Genomic DNA, 25,855 nt, shown 5'->3' with positions numbered 1-25,855 from the left:
TAGGAATTCACATGGCAACAGAGACCGTTGCGAAGCCCCGCACCAGCGCCCGCGTTGGTGTTCAAAAGTTCGGAACATTCCTGTCCGGCATGATCATGCCCAACATTGGCGCTTTCATCGCCTGGGGCCTCATCACAGCCCTGTTCATCGAGAAGGGTTGGATTCCGGTGCCCGCCCTCGGTGGCTTCGGCACCAACGCCGATGGTGATCCCAACGGAGGCATCGTTGGTCCCATGGTCACGTACCTCCTGCCAATCCTGATCGCCTACACCGGCGGCAGGATGGTTTATGACGTGCGCGGCGGTGTCGTAGGCGCCATCGCAACCATGGGCGTCATTGCGGGTACAGATTCCCCTATGTTTATCGGCGCCATGATCATGGGCCCCCTGGGCGGCTGGACCATGAAGAAGATCGACGCCATCTGGGATGGCAAGATCCGTCCCGGTTTCGAAATGCTGGTCAACAACTTCTCCGCCGGTATCTGGGGTGCAGCGTTGGCTCTGGGCGGCTTCTATGGCCTCGCCTTGGTGGTCAAGTGGTTCACCGATGGTGCGGGGCTTGTGGTCGAGTTCCTGGTCAACAACGGTCTGCTGCCGCTGACCAGCATCTTTATTGAACCGGCCAAGGTCCTCTTCCTCAATAACGCCATCAACCACGGCGTGCTGACACCGCTCGGCATCCAGCAGTCACTGGAACAGGGCAAGTCCATCCTGTTCCTCCTCGAAGCCAACCCCGGTCCCGGTATGGGCATCCTGCTGGCGTACATGTTCTTCGGACGCGGTGCAGCCAGGGCTTCGGCTCCCGGTGCAGCGATCATCCACTTCCTCGGGGGCATCCACGAGATCTACTTCCCGTACGTCCTGATGAAGCCCATCCTGATCCTCGCTGCCATCGGTGGCGGCATGGCGGGAATCGCCACGCTCAGCATCACCAACGCAGGTTTGGTGGCTCCGGCCGCACCGGGTTCCATCATTGCAGTGCTCGCCCAGACCGCGCGGGACAGCTATCTTGGCGTGATCCTCTCGGTCATTCTGGCCACCACCGTGTCCTTCCTCATTGCGTCGGTCATCCTTCGCGCTTCAAAGAACACGGGCGAGGATGATCTCTCGGCGGCAACGTCCCGGATGGAAGCCATGAAGGGCAAGAAGAGCTCCGTCTCCTCCGCGCTTGTTGGTGACCGCGCCGGCGAACAGGCAGGCACCAGCGGCGCCCAGCCCGGTACCGTGCTCACCCGCCCGGTCCAGAACATCGTGTTCGCTTGCGACGCCGGCATGGGTTCCAGTGCCATGGGTGCCTCGGTCCTCCGCAACAAGATCAAGGCGGCCGGCTTCCCGGACGTCAAGGTCACCAACTCGGCCATCGCCAACCTCAACGACACCTACGATGTGGTGGTCACGCACCAGGACCTGACCGAACGCGCCCAGCCGCGCACGTCGAGCGCAGTGCACTACTCGGTGGACAACTTCATGAACAGTCCCAAGTACGAAGAGATCGTTGAACTGGTGCGGAGCAGCAACAGTGAAGGCGCTGCAGCTGAAACAGGCACGACGGCGGCCCCTGCCGGAGACGCCCAGCCCACCGCCGCAGCCACTTCAGCAGCCGCCGGCCACGGCGCGCATGTCGCTCAGCAGACTGCCGCCGTCGAAGGTCAAGCAGCCGAAGGTAAAGGTGTCCTGCTCCGCGAAAGCGTGGTCCTGAACGGCACGGCAGCCGACCGTGACGCAGCGATCGACGAGGCCGGAAAGCTCCTGCTGGACCGCGGCGCCGTGGATGTCAGCTACGTCCACGCGATGCACGAGCGCGAGGAATCCGTATCCACCTACATGGGCAGCTTCCTGGCCATCCCGCACGGCACCAACGATGCCAAGGAACACATCAACCACTCGGCCGTGTCCATCATCCGCTACCCCGAGGGCATCGACTGGGGCGGCAAGCAAGTGAAGTTCGTGGTCGGTGTCGCCGGCCTCAACAATGAGCACCTCCACATCCTCTCTTCCATTGCCAAGATCTTCACCAACAAGGCACAAGTTGCCCAGTTGGAGGAGGCCACTACGGTCGACGAGGTCCTGGAGCTGTTCAGAAAGGTCAATGCATAGTGAAGGCAGTCCATTTTGGGGCAGGAAACATCGGGCGTGGCTTCGTGGGGCTGCTGCTTCATGAAGCCGGCTATGAGGTGGTGTTCGCGGATGTCGCGGACGCGCTGATCAGCCAGCTCGCCGCGGCCGGCAGCTACGACGTCCACGAGGTTGGTGAGAATCCAGCGGTCAAGACCGTCACTGGTTTCCGCGCTTTCAACTCCGCGTCGCAGGAAGCCGCTGTTGTGGAGGAAATCTCGACGGCGGATGTGGTCACCACGGCGGTGGGGCCGCACATCCTGAAGTTCGTGGCGCCGGTGATCGCCCGTGGGCTGGCGGCCCGTCCCACGGACCTGCCGCCTCTCCACGTGATGGCTTGCGAGAATGCCATCAACGCCACGGACCTCCTGCACACGGCGATCGTGTCGGCTTGGGACACTTCCGCAGGTGATTTGGACGCCATCGCGGTTTTTGCCAACACGGCTGTGGACCGCATTGTCCCCAACCAGGCTCCGGGCCAGGGGCTGGATGTCACGGTGGAGACCTTCTACGAGTGGGTCATTGACCGGACGCCGTTTGGTGACAAGGTGCCCACCATCCCCGGAGCCACGTTTGTGGACGAGTTGGGCCCGTACATTGAACGCAAGCTGTTCACGGTCAACACCGGCCATGCTTCGGCGGCGTATTTCGGTTACCAGGCCGGGCTGGAGAAGATCTCCGATGCCATGGCGGATCCGTCTGTTGCAGCGAAGGTCCGTGCAGTGCTGGAGGAAACCAAGGAACTGTTGGTGGCCAAGCACGGGTTCGTTGAGGCGGAGCAGGAAGCGTATGTGCAGAAGATCCTGTCCCGTTTCACCAATCCGCACCTGCCGGACGCCGTGAACCGCGTGGGTCGGGCGCCCCTGCGTAAGCTCAGCCGGCACGAGCGTTTCATCGGCCCCGCCGCGGAACTCGCCGAGCGTGGCGTCACTCCAGTGGCCCTCCTTGAGGCGATGTCCGCAGCGCTGCGTTTCGACGACGGCAACGATGACGAAGCCGTGGAGCTTGCCACTCTGCTGTCCGAACTGGACGCGGCTGCCGCCGTCGAACGCATCACGGAACTGACGCCGTCGCACCCGCTCTTCCCGGCGGTCCTGAAGCTCGTGGAGGATCGGCAGGCCGAGGCGTAAGCGCCGCTCGAAAGTGACAAAGGCTCTCCGGCGGGAGAAAAAAGCGTGACTTCAGTCACAAATACCCGCTGGAGGGCCTTTCGATTTTGAAGTTAGCCTCACCTTACTAATAGAGTCAAAGCGCAATTAGGCAACACATCTGTGACTTATTAGTGAGTGGAGTACTGGCGTGAAAAAGAGGCTGTCGAGCTACATCGGGGCACTGGTTGCAGGCGCTGCCTTGCTGACCGTTACGGCCTGTGGAGGCGGGGCAACGGCGTCTTCGCAGCCTGGGGAAGCCAGCACCATCACCATCGAGCACGCCCAGGGTTCAACCACCAACGTTCCCGTGAACCCGGCCAAGGTTGTCACCTTCGATCTCGGCGTCCTGGACACCATGAACGCGCTCGGCGTCGAGCCCACCGGTGTTCCCGAGGCCAGCTACCCGGAGGCCCTCAAGAAGTTCTCCGAGGCAAAGTACGCAAAGGTGGGCTCGCTCAAGGAACCCGACTTCGAAGCCGTCAGCTCCGCAGCCCCGGACCTCATCATCGTCTCCGGCCGCACTGCCGGCGCCTACGAGGAACTGAGCAAGATCGCCCCCACCATCGACCTCTCCGTTGATGCGGCCAAGCCCATGGAGAGCTTCAAGGCCCAGACCGAGAAGCTCGGCAAGATCTTCAAGAAGGAAGACGAGGTCGCGTCCAAGCTCGCAGAAGTGGACAAGACCGTCGCGGACACCAAGGCCAAAGCCGCTTCGGCCGGCAAGGGCCTGATCGTCCTGACCTCCGGTGGCGAAGTTACCGCCTACGGCGCGGGCTCACGCTTCGGCATCATCCACGACGTCCTGGGCGTCCCGACGGCGGCTGACGTCAAGTCCGAGGGCTCCCACGGCGAGGCTGTCTCCTTCGAATACATCAAGGAAACCAACCCGGACATCCTCTACGTCATCAACCGCGACACCGCGATCGGCACCGCAAGCTCCACCGCCAACCCCATCCTGGACAACGAGCTCGTGAAGTCCACCAACGCCGCCAAGAACAACAAGATCGTCAACCTGGATCCCGCCGGCTGGTACATCGTGGGCTATGGACTGAACAACGTCCAGGCCATGGTCACGGCAGTGGCCGACTCGGTCGCCTGACAACCCGCTCCATCTGAAATCCTGACGTGACAACTACAGCCGTGCGCCCCACGGCAGCAGCAAGCCGCAACCGGACTGGCGAAACCGCCCGTCTGGTTGCGGCTGCCGCCGTGGTGGTGGTGATCGCCGTGGGCAGCATATTTGTGGGCGTCAGCGACGTTTCGCTGCCCGCCTTGGTGGCGAACGACGCCGGTGCCTGGGAAATCTTCTGGGTCTCCCGGGTGCCGCGCACCGTGGCTGTGGTCCTGGCCGGGATGGCGGTCGCCGTTGCCGGGTTGATCATGCAGCTTATGGCCCGGAACCGCTTCGTCGAGCCGTCCACCGTGGGCACCGTGGAGTCGGCCACCCTTGGAATCCTGGTGGTCACTGTGCTGGCTCCGGACTCTCCGATTCTCACCAAAATGCTGGTGGCTTCTGTGTTCGCCGTGCTGGGCACCGCCCTCTTCCTGGCCATTCTCCGCAGGCTTCCTGCCCGTAACACCCTGCTGATTCCGCTGGTAGGCATCATGCTGGGTGGCATCATCGCAGCCGTCACCACGTTCTTCGCCTACCGCTTCGATCTCCTCCAGACTTTGAGCAACTGGATGATCGGAGACTTCTCCGGCGTGCTCCGTGGGCGGTATGAACTGCTGTGGATCGTGGCGGTCCTGGTGTTGGTGGGCCTCTTTGCTGCCGACCGCTTCACCGTGGCCGGCATGGGGCAGGACTTCACTACCAACCTCGGCCTGAACTATGCGCGCACCATGCGGCTGGGGCTGATGATTGTCTCGTTGATCTCGGCGGTGGTTGTGACCACCGTGGGTGCCGTGCCGTTCCTCGGCTTGGTAGTGCCCAACATTGTGTCCCTGCTCTTCGGCGACAACCTCCGCCGGGCTGTTCCGTGGACGGCGTTGTTCGGAGCAGCGTTCGTGCTGCTCTGCGACATCATCGGCCGGACCATCCGGTTCCCCTACGAAGTGCCGGTGGGCATGGTCATGTCCGTGCTGGGTGCCATCCTGTTCCTCTTCCTGCTGTTGAGGAAACGCAATGCCTGAAACACTCCAGACCGCACCCCGTCTTTCCGCCCGTACCCGTTGGCGCGACACTATCCGAAGCACGCCGCCGGGACTGGTGATCGCCGTCTTGGCGATTGCCGCCGTCGTACTCGTTGCCGTTTTCCTGACCATCGACCTCAAGGGCAACATCGCCTACATCCTGCCGCGGCGGGCCATCAAGGTCTCGGCAATGCTGCTGGTGGCCGTGGCGGTGGGCGTTTCTACTCTGCTGTTCCAGACCGTGACGGCCAACCGGATCCTGACGCCGTCCATCATGGGCTTCGATTCGCTGTACATCCTGGTGCAGACCGCGCTGGCGTTCGTGGCTGGTGCGGCGACGCTGGCCACCGCGCCGTCCACGCTGAAGTTCGGGCTGGAGATCCTGCTGATGGTGGGGTTCAGCGCGTTCCTGTATCGGTGGATGTTCACCGGAGCCACGCGATCGCTCCACCTGTTGCTGCTGGTGGGAATCGTCCTGGGGACGCTGTTCCGCGGCTTTTCCTCGCTGTTGCAGCGGCTGATGGAACCCAGCGAATTCATCGTCCTCCAGGACCTGTTCTTCGCCAGTTTCAACAATGTGGATCCCGGCCTGCTGGGTGTTTCTGCTGTGCTGATCACCTTGGTGTGCGTTGGGGTGTGGCGGATGCGGCACACTCTGGACGTGCTGGCGCTGGGCCGGGAAGTGGCCATCAACGTGGGCGTCGACCACAAGCGCGTGGTGATGCGGGTGCTGCTCGCGTGCTCGCTGCTGGTGGCGATTTCCACCGCCTTGGTTGGGCCGGTGACGTTCTTCGGGCTCTTGGTGGTCAGCCTCGGCTACCAGCTCTGCCGCGGTTTCCGGCACGCTTGGCTGCTCCCGATAGTGGTCCTCATCGGCGCCATCGCCTTGGTAGGTGGCCAGTTGCTGCTGGAACGCGTGTTCGGTTTCGCCACTGCCCTCAGCGTGATCATCGAGTTCACCGGCGGCATCCTGTTCCTTTACCTGTTGCTGAAAGGCTCACTGAAATGATTGGGGTCTGCCCATGATCACCGTCCGGAACGTGACCAAGCGCTACGGCGGCACCACCGTGCTGGACGACGTCACCTGCGAGATCCCGCGTGGCGGCATCACGTCAATCATCGGCCCCAACGGGGCGGGCAAGTCCACTCTGCTCTCCTTGATCAGCCGCCTCCAGCCCATGGACGTCGGGGGAGTGTCGGTGGCTGGCTTGGATGTCACAGCGACGCCCAGCAAGGAACTGGCCAAGACCATGGCCATCCTGCGGCAGGAAAACCACCTGACCATGCGGCTCACCGTCCGCGACCTCGTGGCTTTTGGCCGCTTCCCGCACAGCGGCGGCCGGCCCACGGTGGAGGACCTTGAACACGTGGACGAGGCCATCCGGCAGTTGGATCTGACGTCCATGGCTGACAAGTTCGTCGATGAGCTCTCCGGCGGTCAGCGTCAGCGCGCGTACATCGCGATGGTCCTGGCGCAGGACACCGAATACCTGCTGCTCGATGAACCGCTTAACAACCTGGACATGAAGCACTCCGTGGAAATGATGCGGCTGCTGCGCCGACTGGCCGACGAGCTCGGAAAGACCATCGTCCTGGTGGTGCACGACATCAATTTCGCGTCCTGCTACTCGGACACCATCCTGGCCATGAAGGACGGCCGGCTCATCCATCAGGGCACACCCTCGGAGATCATGCGCGCAGGGATGCTGCACGATGTTTACGACATCGACATCCGCATTGAGGAAATCGACGGCAACCGGATCGGCGTGTACTTCGCCTGACGCTTTGCTGTCCCTGCACCAAGTAGAGCCCGACGTCGGCACCTAAGCTGGGTGCCGACGTCGGGCTCTGTTTGTTAAGGCTTAGCGCGCTTTAAGAGTCAGCGCGCGGCTGCGGTTTCGGCCTCGGACATGGCCTTCCATTCGGCCACGCGGGCCTGGTGGAGGGGCGTCCTGCGGACCACCGCGTAGGCGACGCCGAGGATGGCGAACCAGATGGGCGTCACCAGCAGTGCCGTGAGCGTGTCCGGCTGCGTGGTCAACGCCCAGACAAGGAACGCGAAGAACGCGAAGACCACCCACACCATCGGGATGCCGCCGGGCATCTTGAAGGGCGAGGCCGCGTGCTGCTCGGGACGGCGCTTGCGGTACACGAGGTAGCTGGCCAGGATGATCGACCACACGAACATGAAGCAGACGGCGGACACGGTGGTCACCATGTCGAACGCGACGCCAACGTCCTTGCCCGCGTAGAGAAGCGCGACGCCGGCCAGCAGCAGGACGCAGGAGAGGAACAGCGCGTTCTGGGGTACTTTGCGGCTGGAGAGCCGGCCGAAGAGCTTCGGGGCGTCGCCATCGTTGGCCAGGCCATAGACCATGCGGGACGTTGAGTAGATGCCCGAGTTGGCCGATGACATGGCCGAGGTAAGCACTACGAGGTTGACCACGGTTGCGGCCATGCCCAAACCGGCCAAGGAGAACATGGCGATGAACGGGCTCTGGCCTGCCTTGAACTCGGTCCACGGGGTGACGGACATGAGGATGATGAGGGCGCCTACGTAGAACAGCATGACGCGCAGGGGGATGGCGTTGATGGCGCGGGGGAGGTTGTGCTCCGGGTTCTTGGTTTCGGCTGCTGCGGTGCCAACAAGCTCGATGCCGACGAAGGCGAAGACGGCGATCTGGAAGCCGGCCACGAAGCCCATGAATTCCTTGGGGAAGAAACCGCCGTGGCTCCAGAGGTTGGTGAAGCTCGCGGTTCCTGCGTTGGACTGGAAGCCCGTGAAGATCATGACCAGGCCCACCACGATCAGCGCCACGATGGCGACGATCTTGATGAGGGCGAACCAGAATTCGGTCTCACCGAACGCCTTAACGGTGGGCAGGTTCAGGAGGAGCAGGATGATGATGGTGGCGATGCCCGGGATCCAGAGCTGGATTCCCGGCCAGAGTTCGTTGGCGTAGCCCGCAATCGCGATGACGTCTGCCACGCCGGTGACTACCCAGCAGAACCAGTAGGTCCAGCCGGTGAAGAAGCCCGCCCACGGGCCGAGGAGGTCGCCTGCGAAGTCGCTGAAGGACTTGTAGTTCAGGTTGGAAAGCAGCAACTGGCCCATAGCCCGCATGACGAAGAAGAGCATGAAGCCGATGATCATGTACACGAAGATCACGGAGGGGCCGGCGACGGAAATGGTTTTTCCGGAGCCCATGAAGAGGCCGGTTCCGATGGCGCCGCCAATGGCCAGGAGTTGGATGTGGCGGTTGCTGAGCGAGCGTGACAGGTGAGGCTCGCTGTCCCTGCTGGAGGCGCGGAGCTGCCCCTGTGTTGTCTGGTCGGACATTAGTTCAAGAACCCTTCGAAGGACCCGCCCATAATAGTGACGGCCGTTACAAATCTGTTCGATAAAGCTATAGCTAATGTCTGACGAAAGGCGAATCGGTCTGAATGGCGAAAGCTCCCGCCCTGATGAAGGGGGAGCTTAGGCCTTTGTTTGGCGCTGTTTCTTATGCTGCGGTGACTAGGCGATCTGGCGCTTGTAGGCGGCAGTGGCAAATGCGTAGGAGGCAATGAGGATCCCCAGGCACCATGCCAGGGCTACCCAGATGTCGCCACCCACCGGACGCTGGGCGAACAGATCCTGGAGAGTGTTCACTATGGACGTGACCGGTTGGTTTTCGGCGAACCAGCGGACCGGGCCGGGCATGGTCTCCGTTGGGACGAAGGCCGAGCTGATGAACGGCAGGAAGATCAGCGGATAGGAGAACCCGCCCGCGCCGTCGACGGACTTCGCTGAGAGGCCCGCGATGATCGCGATCCACGTCAGCGCCAAGGTGAAGAGCGCCAGGATACCCGCGACGGCGAGCCAGTCCAGCACGCTGGCTGAGGTGCGGAAGCCCATGAGGAGCGCCACCAGGACGATGATCACCAGCGAGAGTCCGTTGGCCACCAAGGAGGTCAGGACGTGCGCCCAGAGAACCGAGGAGCGTGCGATCGGCATGGACTGGAACCGCTCGAAGATGCCGCTCTGCATGTCCGTGAACAACCGGACTGCCGTATAAGCGATGCCGGAAGCGATCGCGATCAGCATGATGCCCGGGAGCAAGTAGTTCACGTAGTTCTCGGTGTCTGTGCTGATGGCTCCGCCGAATACGTAGACGAACAGCAGCATGAGGGCGATCGGGGTGATCGCAGTGGTGATGATGGTGTCAACGCTCCGGAAGATGTGTCGCATGGAACGGCCCAGCAGAACTGAGGTGTCTGCAAAGAAATGCGTGTTCATGACCTGTCCTTCACTGACTCGTTGTTACCGGCTGGAGCGTTGGTGCCCACCAGGGCCAGGAAGATGTCCTCCAGGCTCGGTTGTTTTTCGACGTATTCGATCTTGGCCGGCGGCAGCAACTGCTTGAGTTCGGCCAAGGTGCCATTCGCGATGATGCGTCCCTCATGCAGAATGGCAATTCGGTCCGCGAGTTGTTCAGCTTCGTCGAGGTACTGCGTGGTGAGCAGGACCGTGGTTCCTTGCTTGGCAAGGTTCTTGACGATCTGCCACACCTCAAGGCGGGCCTCGGGATCGAGGCCCGTGGTCGGCTCGTCCAGGAAGATCACCTTGGGGTTGCCGATCAAGCTCATGGCAATGTCCAGGCGACGACGCATGCCGCCGGAGTACGTCGCTACTTTGCGGGGCCCGGCCTCAGTGAGGCTGAACTGCGCCAGCAACTCATCCGCGATCTGTCCCGCGTTCTTCAAGTGCCGCAGCTTCGCCACCAGGATCAGGTTCTCCTTGCCGGACAGGACCTCGTCCACTGCCGCGAACTGCCCGGTCAGGCTGATGGACTGCCTCACCTGAAGCGATTCGGTGGCAACATCAAAGCCCTCGACGGCGGCCTGCCCGCCATCCGCTGTGAGCAGCGTGGAGAGGATCTTCACCATGGTGGTCTTGCCGGCGCCATTCGAGCCAAGAAGGGCAAAAATGCTGCCCGACGCTACCTCGAAGTCCACCCCGCGCAGGACGTGGAGATCCTTGTACGACTTCTCAATGCCGTCCACCCGGATTGCTGGAGCGGTCATAATCCCGCCTCCTTCGCTTTGTCGATTGCCTTGGTGAGGCGCTCGCGTTCCTTGTCGATCCAGCGCTTACCGCCGTAGGCCTGCGCGAAGCTTTCAGCGAATTCGATGGGGTCTTCACCCACGATTTCGCCCACGGGCGTGCCGTCGATTGCGGCGCGTTCCCAGAGGTCTGCGAGGTCCGTGAACATCTGAACCATGGTGTCGCCCTCGGTGACGCCGCCGTAGTACATCAAGTACCGGTTGAAGGCGGTGGCCACGGTCAGGTAGGGCTCGGGCAGGGAATCCAGCCGTGCCTTGGCTTGCTTGTACTGCTTCTTCTGCTCGAGTGATCCGGTGACCAGTTCGATCCATTTTGCTGCCATGTTAATTTCCTTCCTTGCGGAGCTGTTCAAGCCGTTCGGACAAGAAGCTCCAGGTGTTCCAGAATTCGTTCAGTTCTTTTTGGCCCTGGGGGTTGAGCGTGTACACCTTGCGGGGTGGTCCCTTTTCAGAAGGCCGCTTTTCAACGTCCACCAGCCCCTTTTGTTCGATCCTGACCAGCAGCGCATACACGGTGCCCTCAGCAATCTCGGTGAAGCCCTGCTCCCGGAGCAACGTGGTGATCTCGTATCCATACGCTGCCTTTCCGGTCAGGAGGGCCAGCACAATGCCCTCCAGCGTGCCTTTGAGCATCTCCGTCATTTGCTTGCCCATTGGACACCTCCTTTAGTACTCAGTATTACTAGCTACCACTACATGGTAGAACTAAGTACCGGTACTTAGCAATACTGAGTTCTTACCAAAATGGCATGCTGGGGTGGTGACTGCAGAATTTGGTACCGCGCCCACTTTGATGACCGCCGACGTCGGGCCTGGAACCTTCAGCCTTCGACGCGCCACCAAAGCCGACCTGCCGCGGATCCTCGCGCTGCTCGCGGATGACCAGTTGGGTGCCACCCGCGAGAACATCGACGATTCAGCGCCGTACGAGCAGGCTTTTGACGCGATCGACGCCGACCCGGCCCACCTTCTGGTGGTGGGCGAGCTCGCGGGCGAGGTGGTGGCCACGTTCCAACTCAGCTACCTGCCAGGCTTGTCCCGCAAGGGTTCCTGGCGTGCCCAGATCGAGGCGGTTCGGGTGTCCGATGTGCTGCGCGGCCAGGGTGTTGGGGCGCTGATGATCGAGTGGGCACTTGAGCAGGCGCGGGAGCGGGGTTGCTCCCTGGTGCAGCTCACCACTGACAAATCCCGTACGGCAGCGCACCGTTTCTACGAACGGCTCGGCTTTGTGGCGAGCCATGAGGGCATGAAGCTTACGCTCTGAGCCGGGACGCTGGCCGGCGGTAGTGGCTTGTTTTCCACATAGGGAGATTCCGGCCTTATGGGGCCCGTAGCCCACTGGAAGAGTTGGGCCATGGAGAAGATTCGGGAGCGGCAAGCGATTGATATGGACCCACATGCCCTCCTGATGGGGCCTCAATCGGACGGCTCCGTGCCCACTGTCCCGGCTCTTATGGGGCTGCTGAGGGCTCTTCGCCTTGGGTCGAGCAGTGGTGAACTGATTGATCAACTGCGCGGTTTGGAGGATCTGAAATCGGCTATCGCCAGTGTCCAGGCCCGGGCGGCCGTAGCCTTTGAGCTCGCCCAGCGCCGCGAGCAAGCGTCGGCCGGCATTCCTGCGTCAGAGCAGGGTCGGGACGCCGGGGCGCAGGTCGCGTTGGCGCGTCGCGAATCACCAAGCCGAGGCTCCCGTTTCCTTGGGTTGGGGAAAGCGTTGGTGAAGGAGATGCCGCGCACCATGGCTGCACTGGAATCCGGACAGCTCAATGAATGGCGCGCCACCTTGCTCGTGAAAGAGACGGCCTGCCTCTCCTTGGAAGATCGGTCCGCCGTGGACGAGGAACTCGCAGCTGACGCAGGCACCTTCGACGGTGTCGGTGACAAGGCCATCATCGCCGCAGCGAAAGCCGCCGCTTATCGGCGCGATCCCCGTACCGTTGCCCAGCGTGCCCTCCACGCTGCCACCGAACGGACGGTCAGCCTGCGCCCTGCGCCGGACGCCATGACGTATTTGACCGCCCTGCTTCCTGTCGCCCATGGGGTTGCTGTCTATGCTGCGCTCACCCGGAAGGCGGACTCTGTACGTTCCTCTGGTGAATCACGGAACAGGGGCCAAATCATGGCAGACGCCCTCGTCGAGCGCATTACCGGCAGACGCGGCGGAATCAGTGGAGTCGATCTTGAGGTCATCATGACGGACCGCACACTGTTGCAGGGGGACAGTGAGCCGGCGCGGCTGAAGGGCTACGGGATAGTCCCAGCGGAGTGGGCGAGGGCCCTGGTTGGAGCCGGAGGGGCTGCCCTGGACGAGGCGCGTGAGACGAGGCAGTCTGCGACGGGCGGTAGTCCAGCGCCAACGCAGGATCCAGAGTTCACGGTGTGGCTTCGCCGCCTCTATACAGCGCCGTCCACGGGCGAGCTCATCACCATGGACTCCAAGGCGCGACTCTTCCCGCCGAGGTTGAGGCGTTTCGTCGAAGTCCGGGACGACACCTGCCGCACGCCCTACTGCGACGCGCCCATTAGACACATCGATCATGTCGTCCCGTGGCATGCAGGTGGCACCACCACTGTGAGCAACAGTGCAGGGCTCTGCGAAGCGTGCAACCACACCAAGGAAAATCCTGGCTGGGCGGCACGGCGGTTGCCCGACGACGTCCACACCCTGGAAATCAGCACCCCAACAGGGCATAGCTACCGATCGTCCGCGCCGCCCCTTCCCGGGCATGGTCGATCAGTGAATGTGCCGGACTTCGAAGCCGGAGCTGGGCGGGAGAAGGTGGCTCAGGCCGACCAGTTTATTGACTCTTAGGTTCCCTAACTATTAGGATACCTAAATATGAGTCCTTTTGATCCCCGGTTGCTTGATCTAGCGCAGGAATTTCGCGAGTCACTACGACTCGGCGTGTACATGTTCCGCCGCCTCGATCCTGAAGGCGACCTTACCGCCGCGCAGCTCAGCCTGCTGTCCATGACCTCCGACGGCGGCCTTCGCGTGGGCGACATCGCCAAGAACCTGGGCATCAAAGTCCCCAGCGCCACCGAGCAAATCATCAAGCTCGAGCGCGCCGGCCTGGTCACCCGCCAGCAGGATCCGGACGATTCGCGAGCAGTCCAGGTGGTCATCACCGAAGCCGGGGCGTCCGCCGTCGAGTCTGCCAATCAGCGGCGCAACGCCATGGTGGCCGAACTGCTTCAGGACCTCAGCAGCGAGGAAATCGAGCACCTCGCCGCGGCATTGCCCGTGATCGCCAAGCTCAACAGCTCGTTCCAGAACTAAGAAAATCCAGCACCACCAGAAAACCAGCACCGACAAGGAGCCATTGAATGTCACGCCAGTTGGCTGACGCTTCAGCAAGCGCCGAAACAACCCTCGAAACCACCCTGGAGGCTGAAAAAGCTTCCTTCCTCAAGCAGCCAAAGGCAGTGTGGGCCACCGCCCTCGCCGCAGTTTTTGCCTTCATGGGCATTGGCCTGGTTGACCCCATCCTGCCGGCAATTGCCAAGAATCTTGAGGCGTCCACCAGTGAAGTGTCGCTGCTGTTCACCAGCTACTTCCTGGTGACGGCCATCGCCATGTTGATCAGTGGTTTCGTGTCGTCAAGGATCGGTGGCAAGAAAACGTTGCTGATCGGCCTGGCTATCATCGTGGTGTTCGCATCGTTGTCAGGCCTTGCCGGCAGCGTTGAACAATTGGTCGGGTTCCGCGCGGGCTGGGGTCTCGGTAATGCCCTGTTCGTTGCGACGGCCCTTGCCGTGATCGTCGGCGTGGCCAGCGGTGGAACCGGCACGGCCATCATCCTTTACGAAGCAGCCCTGGGCCTGGGCATCTCGCTCGGCCCACTCTTGGGCGCACTCCTTGGCGGGTGGCAGTGGCGCGCCCCGTTCTTTGGTACCGCTGTCCTCATGGCGGCAGCCTTCGTGGCACTTCTGGCTCTCCTGCCGAAGACGCCCGCTCCGGCAAAGAAGTCCCGCTTGCGTGACCCGCTCCTGGCATTGGGCTACAAGGGACTCCGCACCACTGCAGCCAGTGCGCTGTTCTACAACTACGGGTTCTTCACCATTCTTGCCTTCACGCCCTTCATCCTGGGCATGGACGCATACGGAATCGGGGGAGTGTTCTTCGGATGGGGTGTCGCCGTCGCTGTTTTCTCGGTATTCGTTGCTCCCGTACTGCAGAAGCGCTTCGGCGCAGTGAAGGTCCTGACTGGCACGCTGGCTGTCCTCATGCTTGACCTGGTGGGGCTGGGGCTGGCCGCAGGGCACTCGGTGACTGCCGTCGTCGTGCTTGTCATCGTGGCTGGTGCACTGCTGGGCATCAACAACACTGTCTACACCGAACTGGCCATGGGCGTTTCTGATTCGCCGCGTCCTGTCGCTTCGGCGGGCTACAACTTTGTGCGCTGGATGGGCGGTGCGCTGGCTCCCTTCGCGGCGGCTCAGCTCGGCGAGCACTTCGGGCCGCAGGTTCCGTTCTTTGCCGGCGCGGCTGCCATGGTGGTCGCGATCGTCATTTCCGTCTGTGGTCGTGAGTACCTGACAGCGCATGAGCCGCACCTCGTGTAGTGGCCTGCACCTAAACGAACTCCAGACACGGAAAGGCCCGGCGGATTCAATCCGCCGGGCCTCTTTCGCGTCTACTTGGATTCGTCGGAAGCCACCGGCAACGGCGCCACTGGCGCGCCCTTGGGAACGAACAACGTTTCGGCCTGCTCCAGGGACATGCCGTTCGTCTCGGGAACCTTGAACATCACAAAGAAGAACGACGCCGCAGCGAACGCCGCGTACATGGCGTACGTCAGCGGGAGTGAACCTGCTGCCATGACGGGGAAGCTGAGCGTGATGGCGAAGTTCGCGATCCACTGAGCGGCGGCAGCAAGGCCCAGAGCGCGGGCTCGGATGCGGGACGGGAAGATCTCACCCAGCAGCACCCACACGAGCGGACCCCACGAGGCACCGAAGCTGATCACGAACACGTTGGCGGCAACCAAAGCAACAGGGCCCCAAGCGCCGGGAAGCGTGATTTCCGAGCCGGACCCGGTTGCTGAAGAGAAGGCCAGCGCCATGACGCCCAGGGATACGGCCATGCCGATGGAGCCGGTGAGCAGAATGGGTCGTCGTCCAATGCGGTCCACCAAGGCGATGGCCACGAGGGTCACCAGGATGTTGGTTACGGACGTGGCGACGGAGATCGTGAGGGAGTCCTTTTCCTGGAACCCGACAGCCTTCCACAGCGTGGTGGAGTAGTAGAAGATGACGTTGATGCCGACGAACTGCTGCAGCACGGACAGGATGATGCCGATCCACACGACTGGCAGCAGGCCGAACCTGTTGCCGCGCAGGGAGCCCTTCTTGGTGGAGAGCTTTTCCTGCTGGATGGAATCGCGGATCTCGCGGATGTGCCGCTCGATGTCGTCGCCGGGGATGAGCTTGTCGAAGATAGTGCGGGCCTGGTCTTCCTTGCCGTTGAGCACCAGGAAGTGAGGGGACTCGGGCAAACGGTAAGCGATCCAGCCGTACACGGCTGCCGGAACGGCGCAGGCGATAAACATCCAACGCCACGCCTCGATACCAAGCCACAACGTGCCGCCGGCGCCGCCTGCCGAGTTGGCAAGAACTGCGTCAGAGAGCAGCGCGGCGAAGATGCCTGTAGTGATGGCGAGTTGCTGGAGCGAAGCCAGACGGCCACGCACGTGGCGGGGCGAAATCTCGGAGATGTATGCGGGAGCAATGACCGAGGCAAGGCCGATGCCCAGGCCGCCGACCAGCCGCCAGAAAATCAGGTCCCATACGCTGAAGGCAAGGCCTGTGCCGATGGCGCTCACCAGGAACAGCAGAGCGCCGATCTTCATGGCCGGGATGCGTCCGTAGCGGTCGGCAATCTTCCCGGCAAAGTAGGCACCGGCGGCGCACCCCAGCAACGCAACAGCAACGGCGAAGCCGGTCAATGCCTCGCTCATGACGAACTCGTCCGCCATCGCGTCCACGGCGCCGTTGACCACGGAGGAATCGAAACCGAAGAGGAAACCGCCCACCGCGCCGGCGACGGCCAGGCCGATCACTTTCCGCGAAACGGGGGGCGCGCCTTCGGTGCTGGAACTGGACATGGGTCTCCCTTGGGAAATGGTGTTGTGGGAGCGAGGTGCGGGACGTCGTCGGCTGTTCCGACGGGGACGCCGGTGCACTCGCGCTACACAGTGTGGCACGTCATATCGCTCCAGTTCCAGTCAAGTGACCGACGTGACATGCATTCAGGTTATTAACGTATAGCTGTCTGTTTGGCGGCTGTGTGTTCGCTGGGCGGCGCCTCCGTGTGCATTGGGGTGCCAAAAGGGGCGCTTTGGCGGAACTACTTGAACACAAAGCGCGACGACGGACCGTCCCTTATGGGGTCAAATGACGGCCCCGCCGTCGTCACTTTCCGGCAGACGCGCTGGCGGCGTTAGGAGAACTCCTTGAGTGCTTCGGTCAGGAGGGCCCCTGGAGCCCCAAGACCCGCGTGCACCCCGTTCGAGGCGATCAGTTCACCACCGATGACCACCTGCGTGACATCACTCGCCGTCGCGCTGAAAGCCAGCTGCATGGGCCGGGATCCCGCGGTCCGGGTGGAGGCGGGATTGATGACCATGATGTCGCAAACCCCGCCCACCTGCAGGGCCTGTGGGGCTATGGGGGTGGCCATGGAATGAGTGGCTCCTTCAGTGGCCGCGGCCAGCAGCTCTCCGGGCGAGAACCTTCCGCGTTGCCCGCTGCCCAGCCGTTCCCCTTGTTCCAAGGTGCGCATTTCAATCCAAGGGTCGATCACCGCATGCTGGTCAGTGCCCAGGGCGATGGTGGCTCCTGCGTCGCAGAGTTCCCGGGCAGGGCCGATCCCGTCTGCGAGATCGGCTTCCGTGGTCGGACACATCACCACGGTGGTGGACGCTCCGCCGAGCAAAGCGATGTCTTCCTGGGTCAGGTGCGTGGAATGGACAGCTGAAAGTCTGGAAGACAAGAGGCCGTGGCGTTCCAAGAGTCCGGTCGGAGTGGTGCCGTATGCCTCCATGCATGCGTCATTTTCAGCAGGTTGTTCGCTCAGGTGGATGTGAAGCGGAATGTCCCTGGGTAGCTGCTCGGCAACGATTTTCAGGGCTTCTTCCGGCACCGCGCGGACGGAATGCAGGGCAGCTCCGACACCCACCACCTCGGGCGGAAACTCCTCTGCTATCGCAGCCCGAAGGGAGGACAGCCGGTCCAACCAAGCCAGGGCATCCGCGTCCCCGAACCTGGCTTGGTCACGGCTCAGAGGGGTGCCAATTCCGCCCGTCAGATACAGCGTGTCCAAAAGTGTGAGCCGGATCCCGGCAGACACGGCTGCCCGGGCAAGGGCCAGCTCCATGGCATGTGGCTCCGCATAGGGCGCGCCTGCGGGTTGATGATGGACGTAATGGAATTCGGCGACGCTGCTGAATCCGCTGACTACCATTTCGGCGAAGACGGCGGTAGCGAGCTTCTGGTACTTCTCAGGAGTCAGCTCGGACGCGCTCCGGTACATTTGCTCCCGCCACACCCAGAAATCTCCGTGTCCATCGTGGGTTCTTCCGCGAAGGATCCTGTGGAAGGCGTGGGAGTGTGCGTTCGCAGCTGCGGGGAAGGCGACGCCCGCCAGCGTTGTGTCGTCGGGCAGGGGCTGAACGCCGGCGTGGATGGCGGAGATGCGGCCATCGCTGGTTTCGACACGTACGCCGGTGGCAACCTCTGTATGGCCGCCGTCGCCGTCATTGATGGCGATGACGGCCGTCTCACACCAGAAGGCGTTCACAGAAGTCCCTCCAAAACATCAGCTAGCGCAACGGCACCGGCTGAGGCGTCCTCATCGGCCACGTATTCCTCCGGTGAGTGCGAAATGCCGCTGGGGTTGCGGACAAAAACCATGGCGGAGGGAACGTAGCCGGCCAGTACACCAGCGTCATGCCCCGCGCCGGTTGCCAGGACGGGAGCAGCTGGCAGTATGTCGGTGATACGACGGCTTAGGCCGGCATCAAAGTGGACAGTGTCGCTGTACGACTCTTCCGTGAGGGTTACGGTGCAACCCTCTGCGGCTGCGACATCCTGGGCTGCACGGTAGATTCCCTCGATGAGTTGAGCTGTCACGGCGTCGTCGGGATGACGGGCGTCCAGCCAAAGATCGACGCGCGAAGCGATGACGTTGGTTCCGCCCGGAACCGGCGTCAGTCGGCCTACGGTGGCTCGGGCGTCCGGCTGCCTGGCCGCCGTTTCGCGAACGGCGAGGACGATCTGCGCGGCCGCGACCATCGGGTCGGCGCGGTCCGCCATGAGCGTGGTGCCGGCATGGTTTCCCTGGCCGCTGACACTGATTTTCCAGCGCCCGTGCCCCAGGATTGAACTCCCGACGGCGATGGCGGGGCCATCCTGCCCCAGGCCCTTTCCCTGTTCAACGTGGAGTTCGACGAAGTCGCCGATACGCGCCATGGCTTCCGGATCCGGGCCCATGTGACGGGGATCCAAGCCGTTGGCGCCGGCGACGTCGGCGAAGGTGTCACCGTTGACGTCGCGCAGGTTCAGGGCCTTGTCGGCGTCTATCGCACCGGTGAGGAGTCGCGATCCCAGGCAGGCGACGCCAAAGCGGGATCCTTCCTCCTCAGGAAAAACGGTGACCGCGAGCGACCTTGGAGGCTGGAATCCCCGGGTTTTGAGGATATCGACGGCGGCCAACGCGGAGGCGACACCGAGAGGTCCGTCGAATGCGCCGCCACCAGGCACGGAATCGAGATGGCTCCCGGTGACGAGTGCGCCCTCTTGGGGTTTGCCCCACCAGGCCCACATTATCCCGTTGCGGTCCGTCTCGACGTCGAGGCCGCGGTGTTGGGCTTGCTCAACGAACCACTGCCTGAGGTCCAGTTCAGGCGTCGTGAAGACGGCCCTTGAGTATCCTCCGCGCACCGCGTCGCGGCCCACATCCTGGATTGAGGACAAGAGTTGATTGACGGTTTCCACGTATTCCTCCGATTGAAGACTGCCACCAAGTAAAAACCACATGCCAGCCCTTGGCAAGGGTTCGCGCGAGTATTTACACTGCCGAAACATGCCCGCCTTCCTGCGGGGCATTCGGCGTCACGTAACCGGCCCTGTCTCTCATTTTTCAAAAAACTCTTGCCATTTGATGAAAATTGATTTTTACTAAGTGGCAAGACATGGTGATGTAGACCACTTGAAAGCAGGTCAGGCAGTGGCAGCGGATTCTTCCACCCGAACAGTCGAGAGGGCATTGGCCCTCCTCAGTGCAGTCTGCACTGACGGCTCCATCAGCCTGAGTGACGCAGCGCGTGTGGTTGATCTGTCAGCCAGTACCGCGCTCCGCCTCCTCCGAACCCTCGAAGGCAGCGGATTCGTGACGCGGGATCCCGGGGGCAATTTCCGCCCGGGAGCAAGTGTCATTCAGTTGGGAGCGCTGGCTTTGGGGCAGGAGTCCCTGGTGTCGCTCTGCACGCCGCACATGAAGCGGCTTGTGGCTGATACGGGTGAATCCTGCTACTTGAGCATTCCCGGTGCTGGGGACACCGGAATCTACATCGCCATCGTCGAAGGTACCCGCTCTGTCCGGCATACCAGTTGGGTCGGCAGGAGCATCCCGCTGGAGGGCTCCGCCGCCGGCAAGGTGCTGACCGGCGGGCAGAACGGCCGCGGCTACGCCATTGTGCGGAGCGGCGTTGAAGACGACATCACGGCCGTCGCCGCACCCATTGTGATCGGCGGCCGAACAGTGGCAGCCCTCAGCATCGTGGTGCCCAGCTACCGCTTGGACGAGGCGAAGGCCCAGACATTTGGCGAGGAACTGGTGAAGGTTGCCGACAACCTCCTCGTGGAACCCGACGGAAACCATGAAGTGCCCCAGGAAAGCATGGAAAAGAAATGATCAAATTTGAAAATGTCACCAAGGCGTACCCTGACGGTACGGTGGCAGTCGACGGCCTCAACCTGGAGGCTCCCACCGGAAAGTTGACCATTCTTGTTGGTCCTTCCGGATGCGGCAAGACCACTTCCCTGAGGATGATCAACCGCCTCATCGAACCCACCAGCGGCACCATCTACCTGGATGATCAGCCCACCTCCGGCATGGACGCAGCGTTGCTCCGCCGCAGGATCGGTTACGTCATCCAGCACGCAGGACTCTTCCCGCACAAGACCATCGTTGACAATGTGTCCACCATGCCGCTCCTGCTCGGGGAAAGCCGCCAAAAGGCCCGGACCAAGGCGCTCGAATTGATGGAGCGCGTTGGATTGCCCGCGAGCTTCGCCAAGCGTTATCCCTGGCAGCTCTCCGGCGGACAGCAGCAGCGCGTCGGTGTCGCCCGGGCGCTCGCCTCGGACCCTGCGTTCATGCTGATGGACGAGCCCTTCAGTGCAGTTGACCCTGTAGTGCGCGCCCAGCTCCAGGAGGAGTTCCTTCGCCTTCAGCGCGAGATCGGCAAGACCATCATCATGGTCACCCACGACATCGATGAGGCCCTCAAGCTCGGGGACCAGGTTGCCGTCATGCGCGTGGGCGGCAAGCTGGCGCAAATGGCGTCCCCCTCCGAACTGCTGACCGCCCCCGCTGACGAGTTCGTGGCCGACTTCGTGGGCCGTGACCGTGGCTACCGCTCGCTCGGATTTACGAAAACAGCCGGCACTGTGGCCATTGGCGAGGAAGCTGTAGTTCAGCTCGGTGCTTCCGCGGATGAAGCCCGCGCCAAGGCGCTGGGTGCTTGGGTGTTGGTGGTCGACGGCGGCCGGAAGCCTCTCGGTTGGGCCCAGCCGCAGCTTCTCAACGGTGAGGTGAAGCGGGAGAACCTGAATCTGAGCGGGATCCCGGCAGCAGCATCGGGCACCATGCGTCAACTGCTGGATGCCGCCCTTTCCTCGCCGAGCCGCCGAGGCGTGGTTGTCAATGAGCATGGCGAACTGATCGGGACCGTCTCTGCAACAGACGTGGTCAAAGCCATCGAGGCCGAACCACACCTGGAGACGATCTGATGAACTTCGAATGGCTGGGCCGCCAGTTCGACAACATCGTGTTCCTGCTCGGCTGGCATGTCCTGCTGGCCGTCACCCCGCTGATCCTGGGGCTTCTCATCGCGCTGCCTCTTGGCTGGTGGGCGCACCGCAGCCGGCGGATCTACCCGCTCTTGGTGGGTGTGGCCGGGTTGCTTTACACCGTTCCTTCCCTTGCGCTGTTTGTACTGCTCCCGCTGGTCCTGGGTACCAAGATCCTGGACCCGCTCAACATCGTGGCGGCACTGACCATCTACACCGTGGCACTGCTGGTTCGCGTAGTCGCCGATGCCCTCGATTCCGTTCCCGAAGACACCGTCCAGGCAGCCAAAGCCATGGGCTACCGGGGCTATCAGAGCCTCCTGAAGGTTGAACTTCCCGTGGGTGTCCCGGTGATTTGCGCAGGACTGCGCGTCGCCGCCGTCTCCAATGTCAGTCTCGTCTCCGTGGCTGCGCTGCTGGGCATTCCGCAACTCGGTTCGCTCTTCACGCAGGGCTTCCAGCTCCGTTTCTACACCCCGATCATCGCCGGCATTGTGCTGTGCGTGGTCCTGGCCATGATCCTGGACGGGCTGATCATCCTTATCAACCGGTGGCTGACACCGTGGACCCCCAAGGTGGTGGCATCGTGAACTACTTGTTCGACCCCGCACACTGGAGCGGCGCAGACGGCATCCCAACGTTGATCGCTGAGCACCTCCTGTACTCGCTTATTGCCTTGGCCATTGCGGCCATCATCGCGGTGCCCCTGGGTATCTACATTGGCGTGACAGGCAAGGGCGTGTTCATGATCGCCGGCCTTGCCAACGCCCTCCGGGCACTTCCAAGTGTGGGTCTGCTGATCCTGTTGGTCCTGCTCATTTCACCCGCCTTCCCCTCCCGCATGGGCTACGTACTTCCCAGCCTCATCGTGCTGGTATTGCTGGCAGTTCCGCCCATCCTGACCAACACCTATGCCGGCGTGCGCGCAGTGGATGCGGCCGCCGTCGACGCCGCAAAAGGCATGGGTTTCCGCACCATGAAGATCCTCACGGATGTCCAACTGCCGTGTTCCCTTCCGCTGGTTTTGTCCGGTGTCCGCAGCGCGCTGTTGCAGATCATCTCAACGGCGACCATCGCCGCGTACATTTCGCTTGGCGGCTTGGGTCGCCTCCTGATCGACGGCAAGGCCCAGAACGATTACGGCCAAATGGTGGCCGGCGCCGTCCTTGTCGCCCTGCTGGCACTGTTCTTCGACCAGCTTCTCGCTTTCATCACCCGCCGCGTTGTCTCACCCGGATTGACCCGGCGCACCATTAAGTCGGCCGCTGTGGCCGAACCCGTGAAGACCCCCGTCACGGTCTAATCAACACCCGCGCCCGTGGTTCCGCGCGGATTCACCTCCACCCCACCCCATCTGGCCGCTGCATGCCCTGCAGCACCCATCCCAGGAGAGTTGACATGAAGAAGTACCTCACCGGATTCACCCTGGCAGCCGTTGCTGCCATCACCCTGAGCGCCTGTGGCGGCGGGGACCCCATGAGCTCGTCGAACACCGCCGCGGCGGGTGCTTCGGGGGACAGCATTATCGTCGGTTCCGCGGACTTCCCGGAAAGCCAGCTGATCGCCAAGATCTACGCCGAAGCGCTTAAGGCCAAAGGCGTCGAGGTCACCGAGAAGCCGAGCATCGGCAGTCGCGAGGTGACTATCCCCGCACTGAAGGACGGTTCCATCGACCTCATGCCGGAATACGGCGGCGCACTCCTGCAGTACCTCGACTCCGCCACCAAGGCCGTCTCCTCCGAGGATGTCGCCAAGGAACTGACCACCAAGATCCCGGCCGGCCTGACAGTACTGACTGCTTCCGAAGCGGAGGATAAGGATGTCCTCACCGTCAAGAAGGAAATCGCCGATCAGTACAAGCTGAAGACCATCGAAGACCTTCAGCCCGTCGCCAAGGAGCTCGTGTTGGGCGGCCCGCCGGAGTGGAAGACCCGCCTCAACGGCGTTGCCGGTCTTAAGTCGGTCTACAACCTGGAGTTCAAGGAATTTTCAGCGCTCGACGCCGGTGGTCCGCTCACGCTGAACGCCCTCCTTTCCGGTCAGGTACAGGTAGCTGACCTCTTCAGCACCGATCCCGCCCTGGCGGAAAACAACCTCGTGGCGCTTGAAGACAACAAGAACCTCTTCCTCTCTGAGAACATCGTGCCGGTCATCAACGAGAAGAAGTCCACGGACACCATCAAGGAAACGCTGGATAAGGTCTCCGCTGCGTTGACCACCGAGGATCTCATCAAGATGAACGGCCGCGTGGCCAAGTTCGAGGACATCGGCGAAATCGCCAAGGAATGGCTCAAGACCAAGAACCTGGGCTAATCCCTGCAGGTTCGTTTCGCCTGTTTCTTTAGAGGAGTAAAGAGAATGACTGCCGATTTCACTACTGGTGCCCGTCCGGTTAAGGCCGCCCGGGGTATTGAACTTACTGCCAAGTCGTGGCAGACCGAGGCGCCGTTGCGCATGTTGATGAACAACCTGGATCCTGAGGTCGCTGAGCGTCCTGATGATTTGGTGGTTTATGGCGGCACGGGCCGTGCTGTGCGGTCGTGGGCTGCGTTTGATGCGATCACCCGGACCCTGGAGACCATGGAGAAGGACGAGACGCTCCTGGTGCAGTCGGGGAAGCCGGTGGGTGTGTTCCGCACCCACGAGTGGGCTCCGCGGGTGCTGCTGGCCAACTCGAACCTGGTGGGGGATTGGGCGACGTGGCCTGAGTTCCGCCGTCTTGAGGCTGAGGGTTTGATGATGTACGGCCAGATGACAGCCGGGTCCTGGATTTACATCGGTACGCAGGGCATCCTGCAGGGCACGTATGAAACCTTTGCCGCCGTCGGCAACAAGTTGGCTGCTGAGGGGCGCCACCCGGCCCGGTCTTTGGAAGGCACTGCCGCGGAAGGTTTCACTGAGGGCCCGCTGGCCGGCACCCTGACATTGACCGGTGGTTGCGGCGGCATGGGCGGCGCCCAGCCGCTGGCTGTCACCTTGAACGACGGCGCGTGCCTGATTGTCGATGTCGACGAAACCCGCCTGCGCCGCCGCGCCGGCAAGCGCTACCTGGACGAGGTCGAAACGGACCTGGACACCGCGATCGCCAAGGTCAACAAGGCCAAGGAAGAGCGCCGTGGCTGGTCCGTCGGTTACGTGGGCAACGCCGCTGAGGTCTTCCCCGAACTGCTGCGCCGCCACAAGGCCGGAGAGCTGACCATTGATGTGGTCACGGACCAGACGTCCGCGCACGATCCGCTGTCCTACCTTCCCGAGGGCATCAACGTCGATGAGTGGCACGCCGAAGCCGAAGCCGATCCGGAAGGTTTCAGCAAGAAGGCCCAGGCATCCATGGCTCGGCAGGTCCAGGCGATGGTGGAGTTCCAGGACGCCGGAGCTGAGGTCTTTGATTACGGAAACTCGATCCGTGACGAGGCCCGCAAGGGCGGCTATGACCGGGCGTTCGAGTTCCCCGGCTTCGTCCCGGCCTATATCCGCCCCCTGTTCTGCGAGGGCCTGGGTCCGTTCCGCTGGGTTGCCCTGTCCGGTGACCCCGAGGACATCGCCGTGACGGACAAGGCCATCAAGGAACTCTTCCCGGAGAACACCCACCTGCACAAGTGGTTGGATGCTGCTGCGGACCGCGTGGAATTCGAAGGCCTGCCGGCCCGTATTTGCTGGCTTGGGTACGGCGAACGAGCCAAGGCCGGCCTGCTCTTCAACCAGCTCGTGAAAGAAGGCAAGGTCAAGGCTCCGATCGTGATCGGCCGTGACCACCTGGACTCGGGCTCGGTGGCATCGCCTTACCGCGAGACCGAATCCATGGCTGACGGTTCCGACGCTGTTGCTGACTGGCCGTTGCTGAACGCCTTGATCAACACCTCTTCGGGGGCTACCTGGGTTTCGATCCATCACGGCGGCGGTGTCGGTATTGGCCGGTCCATCCACGCCGGACAGGTTTCCGTCGCTGATGGCACGGACCTGGCCGCGGAGAAGCTCGAACGGCTGTTGACCAACGACCCCGGTATGGGCGTCATCCGCCACGTCGACGCCGGCTACGACCGCGCCATCGACGTCGCCAACGAACGCGGCGTCCGCATCCCCATGAACGAGGCTGTCGGCACGCGCTAGCAGTATCCCGCAGGAATCCCAGGGCGGCTATGCAAAGCATTTTGCGTGGCCGCCCTGGGACAACCGCAAGCATCAGTTTGTATGCAAAGTCCAAACACTCTTTCTGAGAGCGAGGAGACGCACCATGGACAGGCAAAGCCCGGCGGTGTGGGCATCAGCCGCTAT

The 25,855-nt window shown here is 62.5% G+C and carries 24 protein-coding genes; 16 read left to right on the top strand and 8 right to left on the bottom strand.

Annotated features, from left to right (window positions below):
• The first annotated feature begins 11 nt into the window (after positions 1-11).
• From CGK93_RS21490 to CGK93_RS21465, 6 genes are all read left to right on the top strand, one after another.
• Positions 12-2,096, top strand: coding sequence for a PTS mannitol transporter subunit IICBA (locus CGK93_RS21490; protein WP_089596563.1), 2,085 nt, complete (start codon positions 12-14; stop codon positions 2,094-2,096).
• Positions 2,096-3,244, top strand: a complete 1,149-nt coding sequence (locus CGK93_RS21485; protein ID WP_089596562.1) for a mannitol-1-phosphate 5-dehydrogenase — start codon at positions 2,096-2,098, stop codon at positions 3,242-3,244. The genes CGK93_RS21490 and CGK93_RS21485 overlap by 1 nt, the downstream gene beginning before the upstream one ends.
• A gap of 169 nt (positions 3,245-3,413) precedes the next feature.
• A complete protein-coding gene (locus CGK93_RS21480; protein WP_089596561.1) occupies positions 3,414-4,364 on the top strand; it encodes a siderophore ABC transporter substrate-binding protein in 951 nt (316 codons plus the stop codon).
• A 26-nt stretch (positions 4,365-4,390) separates the two neighbouring features.
• A complete protein-coding gene (locus CGK93_RS21475; protein ID WP_089596560.1) occupies positions 4,391-5,398 on the top strand; it encodes an ABC transporter permease in 1,008 nt (335 codons plus the stop codon).
• The gene (locus tag CGK93_RS21470; protein ID WP_232481450.1) at positions 5,391-6,407 is read left to right on the top strand and encodes an iron chelate uptake ABC transporter family permease subunit; all 1,017 of its coding nucleotides are present in this window, start codon (positions 5,391-5,393) and stop codon (positions 6,405-6,407) included. Before CGK93_RS21475 ends, CGK93_RS21470 begins: the two co-directional genes overlap by 8 nt.
• Before the next feature lie 13 nt (positions 6,408-6,420).
• A complete protein-coding gene (locus CGK93_RS21465; protein ID WP_089596559.1) occupies positions 6,421-7,179 on the top strand; it encodes an iron ABC transporter ATP-binding protein in 759 nt (252 codons plus the stop codon).
• 98 nt (positions 7,180-7,277) lie between these two features.
• On the opposite strand, the gene cycA is transcribed toward CGK93_RS21465, so the two are convergent.
• From cycA to CGK93_RS21440, 5 genes are all read right to left on the bottom strand, one after another.
• Entirely contained in the window at positions 7,278-8,738 is a 1,461-nt protein-coding gene (gene cycA, locus CGK93_RS21460; protein WP_089596558.1) for a D-serine/D-alanine/glycine transporter, read from the bottom strand.
• A gap of 177 nt (positions 8,739-8,915) precedes the next feature.
• Positions 8,916-9,677 carry an ABC transporter permease gene (locus CGK93_RS21455; protein ID WP_089596557.1) on the bottom strand — a complete coding sequence of 254 codons (762 nt, stop codon included), beginning with the start codon at positions 9,675-9,677 and terminating at the stop codon, positions 8,916-8,918.
• Positions 9,674-10,465, bottom strand: coding sequence for an ABC transporter ATP-binding protein (locus tag CGK93_RS21450; RefSeq protein WP_089596556.1), 792 nt, complete (start codon positions 10,463-10,465; stop codon positions 9,674-9,676). The genes CGK93_RS21455 and CGK93_RS21450 overlap by 4 nt, the downstream gene beginning before the upstream one ends.
• Complete coding sequence (locus tag CGK93_RS21445) at positions 10,462-10,827, bottom strand: DUF1048 domain-containing protein (RefSeq protein ID WP_089596555.1); 366 nt, start codon at positions 10,825-10,827, stop codon at positions 10,462-10,464. Before CGK93_RS21445 ends, CGK93_RS21450 begins: the two co-directional genes overlap by 4 nt.
• Before the next feature lies 1 nt (position 10,828).
• Complete coding sequence (locus CGK93_RS21440) at positions 10,829-11,158, bottom strand: PadR family transcriptional regulator (RefSeq protein WP_089596554.1); 330 nt, start codon at positions 11,156-11,158, stop codon at positions 10,829-10,831.
• 139 nt (positions 11,159-11,297) lie between these two features.
• On the opposite strand from CGK93_RS21440, the gene CGK93_RS21435 reads away from it, so the two are divergent.
• From CGK93_RS21435 to CGK93_RS21420, 4 genes are all read left to right on the top strand, one after another.
• Positions 11,298-11,768, top strand: a complete 471-nt coding sequence (locus tag CGK93_RS21435; RefSeq protein WP_089597686.1) for a GNAT family N-acetyltransferase — start codon at positions 11,298-11,300, stop codon at positions 11,766-11,768.
• 90 nt (positions 11,769-11,858) lie between these two features.
• Complete coding sequence (locus CGK93_RS21430) at positions 11,859-13,316, top strand: HNH endonuclease (protein ID WP_089596553.1); 1,458 nt, start codon at positions 11,859-11,861, stop codon at positions 13,314-13,316.
• A 27-nt stretch (positions 13,317-13,343) separates the two neighbouring features.
• Entirely contained in the window at positions 13,344-13,784 is a 441-nt protein-coding gene (locus CGK93_RS21425) for a MarR family winged helix-turn-helix transcriptional regulator (protein WP_089596552.1), read from the top strand.
• Positions 13,785-13,831: 47 nt separating this feature from the next.
• Positions 13,832-15,070 (top strand): MFS transporter, encoded by a 1,239-nt coding sequence (locus CGK93_RS21420; RefSeq protein ID WP_089596551.1) that lies wholly within the window; start codon positions 13,832-13,834, stop codon positions 15,068-15,070.
• A 71-nt stretch (positions 15,071-15,141) separates the two neighbouring features.
• Here the strand turns inward: CGK93_RS21420 and CGK93_RS21415 are convergent, their stop codons facing one another.
• The 3 genes from CGK93_RS21415 to CGK93_RS21405 form a co-directional block, all read right to left on the bottom strand.
• A complete protein-coding gene (locus CGK93_RS21415; protein WP_089596550.1) occupies positions 15,142-16,611 on the bottom strand; it encodes a sugar porter family MFS transporter in 1,470 nt (489 codons plus the stop codon).
• A gap of 335 nt (positions 16,612-16,946) precedes the next feature.
• On the bottom strand, positions 16,947-18,305 hold the full coding sequence (locus tag CGK93_RS21410) for a formimidoylglutamate deiminase (protein WP_089596549.1): 1,359 nt from the start codon (positions 18,303-18,305) through the stop codon (positions 16,947-16,949).
• Positions 18,302-19,501 carry an allantoate amidohydrolase gene (locus CGK93_RS21405; RefSeq protein ID WP_089596548.1) on the bottom strand — a complete coding sequence of 400 codons (1,200 nt, stop codon included), beginning with the start codon at positions 19,499-19,501 and terminating at the stop codon, positions 18,302-18,304. The genes CGK93_RS21410 and CGK93_RS21405 overlap by 4 nt, the downstream gene beginning before the upstream one ends.
• A gap of 187 nt (positions 19,502-19,688) precedes the next feature.
• On the opposite strand from CGK93_RS21405, the gene CGK93_RS21400 reads away from it, so the two are divergent.
• The 6 genes from CGK93_RS21400 (at position 19,689) to CGK93_RS21375 (ending at position 25,690) form a co-directional block, all read left to right on the top strand.
• Entirely contained in the window at positions 19,689-20,420 is a 732-nt protein-coding gene (locus CGK93_RS21400) for an IclR family transcriptional regulator (protein ID WP_089596547.1), read from the top strand.
• Complete coding sequence (locus CGK93_RS21395; RefSeq protein ID WP_089596546.1) at positions 20,417-21,520, top strand: ATP-binding cassette domain-containing protein; 1,104 nt, start codon at positions 20,417-20,419, stop codon at positions 21,518-21,520. The genes CGK93_RS21400 and CGK93_RS21395 overlap by 4 nt, the downstream gene beginning before the upstream one ends.
• Complete coding sequence (locus CGK93_RS21390) at positions 21,520-22,170, top strand: ABC transporter permease (RefSeq protein ID WP_014923069.1); 651 nt, start codon at positions 21,520-21,522, stop codon at positions 22,168-22,170. The genes CGK93_RS21395 and CGK93_RS21390 overlap by 1 nt, the downstream gene beginning before the upstream one ends.
• Positions 22,131-22,883 carry an ABC transporter permease gene (locus CGK93_RS21385; protein WP_017198652.1) on the top strand — a complete coding sequence of 251 codons (753 nt, stop codon included), beginning with the start codon at positions 22,131-22,133 and terminating at the stop codon, positions 22,881-22,883. The genes CGK93_RS21390 and CGK93_RS21385 overlap by 40 nt, the downstream gene beginning before the upstream one ends.
• Before the next feature lie 95 nt (positions 22,884-22,978).
• Positions 22,979-23,893 carry an ABC transporter substrate-binding protein gene (locus CGK93_RS21380; protein WP_089596545.1) on the top strand — a complete coding sequence of 305 codons (915 nt, stop codon included), beginning with the start codon at positions 22,979-22,981 and terminating at the stop codon, positions 23,891-23,893.
• 45 nt (positions 23,894-23,938) lie between these two features.
• Positions 23,939-25,690 carry a urocanate hydratase gene (locus CGK93_RS21375; protein ID WP_089596544.1) on the top strand — a complete coding sequence of 584 codons (1,752 nt, stop codon included), beginning with the start codon at positions 23,939-23,941 and terminating at the stop codon, positions 25,688-25,690.
• The last annotated feature ends 165 nt before the right edge of the window (positions 25,691-25,855 follow it).

The organism is Arthrobacter sp. YN (assembly GCF_002224285.1).
Taxonomy (GTDB): Bacteria; Actinomycetota; Actinomycetes; order Actinomycetales; family Micrococcaceae; genus Arthrobacter.
The sequence above is the reverse complement of the archived record's forward strand: the minus strand, read 5'-3'. Positions and strand labels throughout refer to the sequence as shown.